Source organism: Polyangium sp. 6x1 (assembly GCF_029946515.1).
In the GTDB taxonomy this organism is placed as follows: domain Bacteria; phylum Myxococcota_A; class Polyangia; order Polyangiales; family Polyangiaceae; genus Polyangium.
Genome location: NZ_JARZHH010000152.1, coordinates 1 through 7,073, shown reverse-complemented (window position 1 = coordinate 7,073; position 7,073 = coordinate 1). Strand labels below are relative to the sequence as shown.

3 protein-coding genes and 1 pseudogene are annotated in these 7,073 nt (G+C 67.0%); 2 read left to right on the top strand and 2 right to left on the bottom strand.

Annotated features, from left to right (window positions below; translation table 11 throughout):
- A pseudogene (locus QHF85_RS49275) lies at positions 1-212 on the top strand (peptidase M23); the annotation flags it as partial.
- A 71-nt stretch (positions 213-283) separates the two neighbouring features.
- A complete protein-coding gene (locus tag QHF85_RS49270; RefSeq protein WP_281334505.1) occupies positions 284-2,545 on the top strand; it encodes a VCBS repeat-containing protein in 2,262 nt (753 codons plus the stop codon).
- A gap of 165 nt (positions 2,546-2,710) precedes the next feature.
- On the opposite strand, the gene QHF85_RS49265 is transcribed toward QHF85_RS49270, so the two are convergent.
- Both QHF85_RS49265 and QHF85_RS49260 read right to left on the bottom strand, forming a co-directional pair.
- Positions 2,711-3,538 carry a hypothetical protein gene (locus QHF85_RS49265; protein ID WP_281334504.1) on the bottom strand — a complete coding sequence of 276 codons (828 nt, stop codon included), beginning with the start codon at positions 3,536-3,538 and terminating at the stop codon, positions 2,711-2,713.
- A 64-nt stretch (positions 3,539-3,602) separates the two neighbouring features.
- Positions 3,603-6,575: a MopE-related protein gene (locus QHF85_RS49260; RefSeq protein WP_281334503.1), complete on the bottom strand. Its 2,973-nt coding sequence runs from the start codon at positions 6,573-6,575 to the stop codon at positions 3,603-3,605.
- Positions 6,576-7,073 lie beyond the last annotated feature (498 nt).

Genomic DNA, 7,073 nt, shown 5'->3' with positions numbered 1-7,073 from the left:
CCGGGCCCGGCCTCTCCGACGCCGCCGCCGCGCTCTCCGGCGCCGCCGCCGCGCTCCATGACGCCGCCACCGCCCTCGAAGGCGCGGCCGCCCGGCTCGCCGCGATCCGGCCTCGCGCCCGCACGGCCACGCTCTCCGGCGCGACGCCCGCGACACCCACGACGCCCGGCGCGACCCCTCCCCCGCCTCCCCCGGATCGCGAGCGAACGTAGGGGACGGACGGACCGCGGCTTGACGCGCACCTCCTTCCCCGTTCTCCTGGCCGACTCTTGGAGGTCGGACGATGCGGAGAACGATGAAGGCGATTGGTGGGATTCTTATCCTGGCCCTCGGAGGCGCCGTCAGCGCCAGCGGCTGCGGCGGAGGGACGGCGGACACGGGCGCGGGCGCGGGCTCGGGCACCGCGGGCGCGGGGGGAATGGCGGGCGCCGGCGGAATGGCCGGCGCTGGCGGAACGGGCGACGGCGGATCGGGCGGCGTGTTCGTCCCGGGATGCCCGTCCGGCATCGTCTGCGGCGAAGGCGATTGCTGCGCCGTGGGCTCCGAATGCGTGATCGACGCTTGCCTGCCGGCCTGCGCGACGAGCGTCCGGTGCGGCGCGGATCTCTCGGTGTGCTGCGGGGAAGGCGACGTCTGCGTGGCGGATCAATGCGCCAAACCCGGCGGCAATTGCCTCGACTGGGCCGATTGCGCCGAGGGCGAGTTCTGCGAAACGACGCTCGGCGTCTGCTTGCCGCAGCCGCCCCCGGGCGCCGCGACCTGCGAGTACAAGCCACCCCCCGGCCCGCTCACGCCGGTGCTCGAATGGTCCTGGACGGAGAGCCCCATTTTCCCGGAATTCCGCCAGGTCATCAACATGCCCGTGGTCGTCGACCTGGAGAACGACGGCACCCCGGACGTGGTGATCGTGACGTCGAACAACTTCAACGCGAACCAGACGGCCTTCCTGCGCGCCTTGAACGGCAAGGACGGCGTCGAGAAATGGGGCGCGAACGTGGACGTCTACGCCGACGCGAACCGCGTGCAGCCGCGCATGACGCCGGCGGCCGCCGACATCGACGGCGACGGATTCGTCGAGATCGTGGCCGGCAAGGCGGGCGGCGGTCTCATCGCATTCGAGCACGACGGCAAGGTGAAGTGGACGTCCAAGCAATCGGACGGCACCACGCCGTGGAACGTCGTCCTCGACTCGGCCACGGTCGCCATCGCAGACCTCGAAGGCGACGGCAAACCCGAGATCATCGTCGGCGGCGCCGTCTTCGACGCGGCGGGCGTCCTCCGGTTCAACGGCGGCGCATTCTTCGGGGCAAACACCGGCACCTACGGCGCCGTCAGCATCGTCGCCGACCTCGACGGCGTGATGCCGCAAGAAATCGTGAGCGGCAAAAAAGCACTCCGCGCCGACGGCAGCACATACTGGGAGCAAGCCGCGCTCACCGACGGTTATCCCGCCATCGCGGATCTCGACCTCGACGGCAAGCCCGAGCTCGTCGTGGTCTCGGACGACACGGTGCGCGTCCAGAACCCGACGACCGGCGCCGTCATCGCCAGCGTCGCGATGCCCGGCAACGGCCTCGGCGGCCCCCCGACGATCGCCGATTTCGACGCCGACGGCATGCCCGAGATCGCCGCAGCGAACGGCACGGCCTACTCCGTCTTCGAATTCGAAGCCGGCGAGACGGCGATGGTCACCGTGAAATGGCAAAAGACGACGCAAGACGGCTCGTCGAACCGCACGGGCTCGAGCGTCTTCGATTTCCAGGGCGACGGCGCGGCCGAGGTCGTCTACAACGACGAGTGCTATTTCCGCGTCTACGACGGCGCCACCGGCGACACGCTCTTCGAGGAGAAAAACCCCTCGGCGACCATCCACGAGTACCCGGTCATCGCCGACGTCGACGGCGACAACAACACCGAGGTCGTGCTCGCGGCGAACGACCTCTTCCACCTGAATGGCCAGAACGGCTGCCCCTACGGCACGAACGGCCTGCGCCACGGCATTTACGTCTACGGCGACGCGGGCGACAACTGGGTGCGGACGCGCAAGATCTGGAACCAGCACGCCTATCACCTCACGAACGTGAACGCGAACGGCAGCGTGCCCTCGCCCGAGCCCGCGAGCTGGCTCAGCCCCTTCGGCCTCAACAACTACCGCCAGTCGAACCAGGGCGCCGGCGTCTTCAACGCCCCCGACCTCCAGGTCAGCCTCGAAGCCTCCCTCGCCCCCTGCCCGGGCGGCGTGGATCTCCGTGCATTCGTGCAAAACAAGGGCGCGAACGGCGTCCCGCCCGGCGTGAAGGTGAGGTTCTACCGAGGCGAGGGCCCGAACGGCACATTCATCGGCGAAGCGGCCACCACGAAGGCACTCCTGCCCGGCCAATACGAGCTCGTCGTCATGCCTTACACGACCCTCGCGAGCGACGTCGTCATGTCGTTCTACGTCGAAGTCGACAAGGACGAGGCCGGGCAGAGCGGGCAAAACGAATGCCTCGAAGACAACAACGGCACGACGCTCGGCGGCGTCAAGTGCGGTAGCGTGAACTGAACTGAGCCTCTCATCGAGGAGCCGCCGCGCCGGGGCGCCGCCCCGGACCCCGCGGGGGCTCTTCGCCCCTCGATCCGCTCCGCACCAGGGCCAGCCCTGGACCTCTGGGCGCGTTTTGCGCCTCGCCCCCTGAAACGAGTTTTCCCAACAGGGGGCCAGGGGTGCTCATCGAACCCAGATTTGTTTGACCGTCGTACTGCGAAACAGCTTGCCCCAACATGCTCCGGGCGTGACAGTCGGGCAGGCGGAGGAGTAGGCACAGTTGGTATCGGATTCCGAGCGCAAGAGCCCTGACATACTCGAGCCCTGCGGCGCATTTTGGATCCAGAGAACTCCACCCTTGGGCGGGCAGAAATCGTCCTCGAAGACCGTGAAGAACTCACAATATTCCAAACTTGGGTATTTGTAGGCCAGATATTGCTGAACGACGTTTTGCGTTGCCCCGTATTCGGTGACGACACCAATGCGGTACGAGGGGTAAGGCAGAACCTCGCCGGTATTGAGCGGGTAGCCATTCGACGCCGTAAACGTGCCGAATGCGTTCAGATCGGAGATGGCGACTGCACTGTCGATCATCTGCCAAGTGCCTGTGCAACACGCTGTGGCTGCCTGAATGGCTTCGGCTTCTTCTGCATCTGGTTCAGGTGCGGTCTCCGCGGAGGTGCAGCCGGCGACCAACGCTGAAACGATGAGAGCAAGGGCTAAACGTTTCATCAGAAAACCTCCAGCGAACGCTACATTCACGTTCCGCATCCTATCATGTTCGAGCCATGATGGACGGATGGCAAAGTTTCGTGCCCCTATCGCGGCGCTCCATCTTGGGCTGATCATGCGCCAAGCATTCGGGCGCAGGCCCCCCCCCAAGGGCCATGGCGGGACCTTGTTGACGATCTCGTCGGTGGTTTTCGTCGGACAAACGGCGCAGGGGCCACGCGGCTCGCCGTGCTCGTCGCCCGCCTCGAGCTTACTCTCCGGCAGCGAGGCCAGGAGCATGGCATTCGGTACGCCAGGCCTTCGATCGAGCGATCCTGGCTGGATTATCTGCTCGTTACGCTCATCAGCAACCGCCCGGCACGCACGTGTCGTTGCAATCAAAGGTGCATTGGACCCACGAACCACAGGTCACGAACCACGTGGCATCGGGGTCGTAGCACGAGCCGTTGCTCCCAGGCCAATAGCAAGATTCGTTTATCTTGTACTGGGAATAGTAGTACGTGCCCTCGAAGCACTGCGAAGGACACGACGACCCGATGCAACACCAGTTATCATGGTACATGTAGTGCGAGTAGGTACTCTGGGCAACCTGCATCTGGCTGGTTTGTCCGGCCTGCTGACCGCAGCACAGTCCCTCATCGACGCTGCCGTCGCAGTCGTCATCCAGCCCGTTGCACGTCTCGGCGGACGCTTGCGTGTTCTGGTAGCACGAGACGCCCATCAGCGTGCAGCTCGTGGTGCCTCCAGCGCACACGCCAGACTGGCCTGTGTTGCATGACTGGCCGCCGCCCGGGTTACCTTCATTGATGCTTCCGTTGCAGTTGTTGTCGATGCCGTCGCAGACCTCCGCGACGCCGGGCTTGATGCTCGCGTTCGCGTCGTTGCAATCGGTCGAATTGGCCACGTATCCGCCGGGCGCCGAGCAGGCCTGCATCGTCGGGCTCGTGGTGCCGTAGCCGTCGTTGTCGGCGTCACGGTAGTAGGTGATCTTGACACCCTCGTCGATGCCGCCCGCGCAATTGTTATCGATGCCGTCGCAGACCTCGGTCGCGCCCGGCTTGATGTGCGCGTACGCGTCGTCGCAATCGGTCGAATTGGCCACGTATCCGGCGGGTGCCGAGCAGGCCTGCGTCGTCTGGCTCAGGTTGCCGTAGCCGTCGCCGTCGGCGTCGCGATAGTACGTGTTCTTGACACCCTCGTCGATGTTTGGGGGGATGTCACAGTCGTTGTCGACGCCGTCGCAGACCTCGGTCGCGCCCGGCTTGATGTTCGGGTTCGCGTCGTTGCAATCGGTCGAGTTGGTGCGGTATCCGGCGGGCACCGAGCAGGCCAGCGTCGTCAGGCTCGGGTTGCCGTAGCCGTCGCCGTCGGCGTCGCGGTAGTACGTGATCTTGACACCCTCGTCGATGCCGCCCGCGCAATTGTTATCGACGCCGTCGCAGACCTCGGTCGCGCCCGGCTTGATGTTCGCGTTCGCGTCGTTGCAGTCGGTCGAATTGGTCACGTATCCGGCGGGCGCCGAGCAGGCCTGCGTCGCCAGGCTCGGGTTGCCGTAGCCGTCGCCGTCGGCGTCACGGTAGTACGTGTTCTTGACACCCTCGTCGATGCCGCCCGCGCAATTGTTATCGACGCCGTCGCAGACCTCGGTCGCGCCCGGCTTGATGTTCGCTTTCGCGTCGTTGCAATCGCCCCCGATGGCCACGTACCCGGCGGGAGGCGCCCCGCACCCCTGCGTCGTCTGGCCGGAGGTGCCGTAGCTGTCGCCGTCGGCATCGCGGTAGAAGGTGAGCAGCACGCCCTCGTCGACGCTCACGTCACAGTCGTTGTCGAGCCCGTCGCACACCTCGCTCGTGGGGGGCTGGTCCTGCGCGCAAAGGAGCGCGCCGCCCGTGCAGGTCAGCGTCCCGTACCCGCACTCGCCCGCGAGGCCCGTGTCGCAGGGATCACCGCCCTCGGGGTTGCCGTCGTCCACCTCGCCGCTGCAATCGTCGTCGAGCCCGTTGCATAGCTCGGCCGCGCCCGGGAACACGCCCGGATCGAAGTCGTCGCAGTCGGCTTTGTTCGTCACGTACCCCGGCGGCACGTCGCACATTGGCCCCGCCGGCTGCCACGGGTCTCCGTATCCATCCATGTCGCCGTCGAAGTAAAGCTGCCGCGACCACGCGAGGATGGACCCGGGCGTCGGGTGCCTGTTCGTGTCCGACGTCCCGTTGCCGAGCTGCGCCGTATTGTTGGAGCCCCAGGTCCACACCCGGCAATCCGCGCTCAGCGCTGCGGCGTGGTAAGCGCCCGTCGCAATGGCCAGGGCGCCGCTCGGGCTCGGGAGGGTGTAGGGGCTTATGCGGTTGGTCGCGCTGGCGTCGCCGTCCCCGAGCTGCCCCTGCGCGTCCTGCCCCCAACTCCACACCGTCCCGGTGGCGTTCATCGCCAGCGTGTAATACCCGCCTGCGGCGATCCGCTGGACGCCGTTCAGGCCTGGTACGGCCTGCGGCAGGTTCTGCGACGTGGTGCTTCCCAGCCCGAGCTGGCCCTGCCCGTTGTACCCCCACGCCTTCAGGGTCCCATTGGAGAGGAGCGCGAGCGAGTGCGCCCCGCCGGCCATGACCGCGGTCGCCGAGGAAAAGACGCCGAGGGAGACCTGGTAGGGCGTCAGCTGATTCGTGGCGCCCGCGAGCCCGTTGCCGATCTGACCGTAGTGGTTGCGACCCCACGACCACACGGAGCCGTTGGTGTCCAAGGCCATCGAGTGGTGCCAGCCCGCGACGAGCGCGACGGCGCCGTCCGCGAGGGTTACGCTCGCCGGCGTCGGCTGGTTATTCCCGCTCGACCCCGTGCCAAGCTGACCGTAGCTGTTGTTCCCCCAGACCCAGATGACCCCGTTCGTATCGAGCGCAAGCGAGTGAGCCAGACCCGCGGCGATGGCCGTGATGGTGGGTAGCCCGCCGATTTGCACCGGCGTGCCCTGGGGTGTGGTGGTGATGCTGCCGTTGCCGAGCTGGCCGTAGCTGTTCTGGCCCCAAGCCCAGACCTTACCGGCCGTGTCGAGTGCAAGCGAGTGATACGCGCCCGCCGCGATGGCCTTGATCGTGGGCAGCCCCGTGGCCTGCATCGGCGTGGCCTGGGGCGTGGTGCTGGAGCTGCCGTTGCCGAGCTGGCCGTAGCTGTTCTGGCCCCAGGCCCATACGGTGCCGTCGGAGCTCAGGAAGAGCGTGTGGTTCGCGCCAGCCGCCACGTCTTCCCCGACGCCGCCCGTCGGCTCCAACGTCGAGCCGAGGAGCTCACTTTCCGCGCTGCCGAGAGGGCCCTCCTCGTTCATGTCCGCGGGTGGTTCATCCCCCGACCCGGAGCAGCCCACCGCTGGTGACACGGCCCCTGCCATCAGAACCCCCCCCACGGCGTAGACGCGCAACAGTACGACTCGTTTCAGAATCCACCTCCTTCAGTCGCGCACCCTAGCCTGTCAAACCTTGCAAAAGCAAATCTATGGTAACGGGCACAACGCGAACGACGAAACGGTTGGGCACTAACAATCTGTTGACGCTCCCGCCATCCCATCCCGCGACGTGGACGACCTCGTGCAGGAGGTCTTCCTCACGGCGTGGCGACGCCTCGAATGTCTCGTGACGCCGGAGTCCGCGCGCGCTCCCGCCCCCGCCCCCGCTCCCGCTCCCGCTCCCGCTCCCGCTTCCGCGTCTGCCTCCGCCTCCGCGCACGCTGACCTCGCATTGCGCCCCTTCCAAACCGACCTCCCCGCGCGCGGACCCCTCTCCGCGCCCCTTCCAAGCCGACCTCCGCATACGCCGACCTCGCATCG

Excerpts from the sequence above, each read along its gene's own strand:
- QHF85_RS49270 (WP_281334505.1), top strand. The coding sequence starts at position 284 with ATGCGGAGAACGATGAAGGCGATTGGTGGGATTCTTATCCTGGCCCTC.
- QHF85_RS49265 (WP_281334504.1), bottom strand. The coding sequence starts at position 3,538 with ATGCTCCTGGCCTCGCTGCCGGAGAGTAAGCTCGAGGCGGGCGACGAG.
- QHF85_RS49260 (WP_281334503.1), bottom strand. The coding sequence starts at position 6,575 with ATGAACGAGGAGGGCCCTCTCGGCAGCGCGGAAAGTGAGCTCCTCGGC.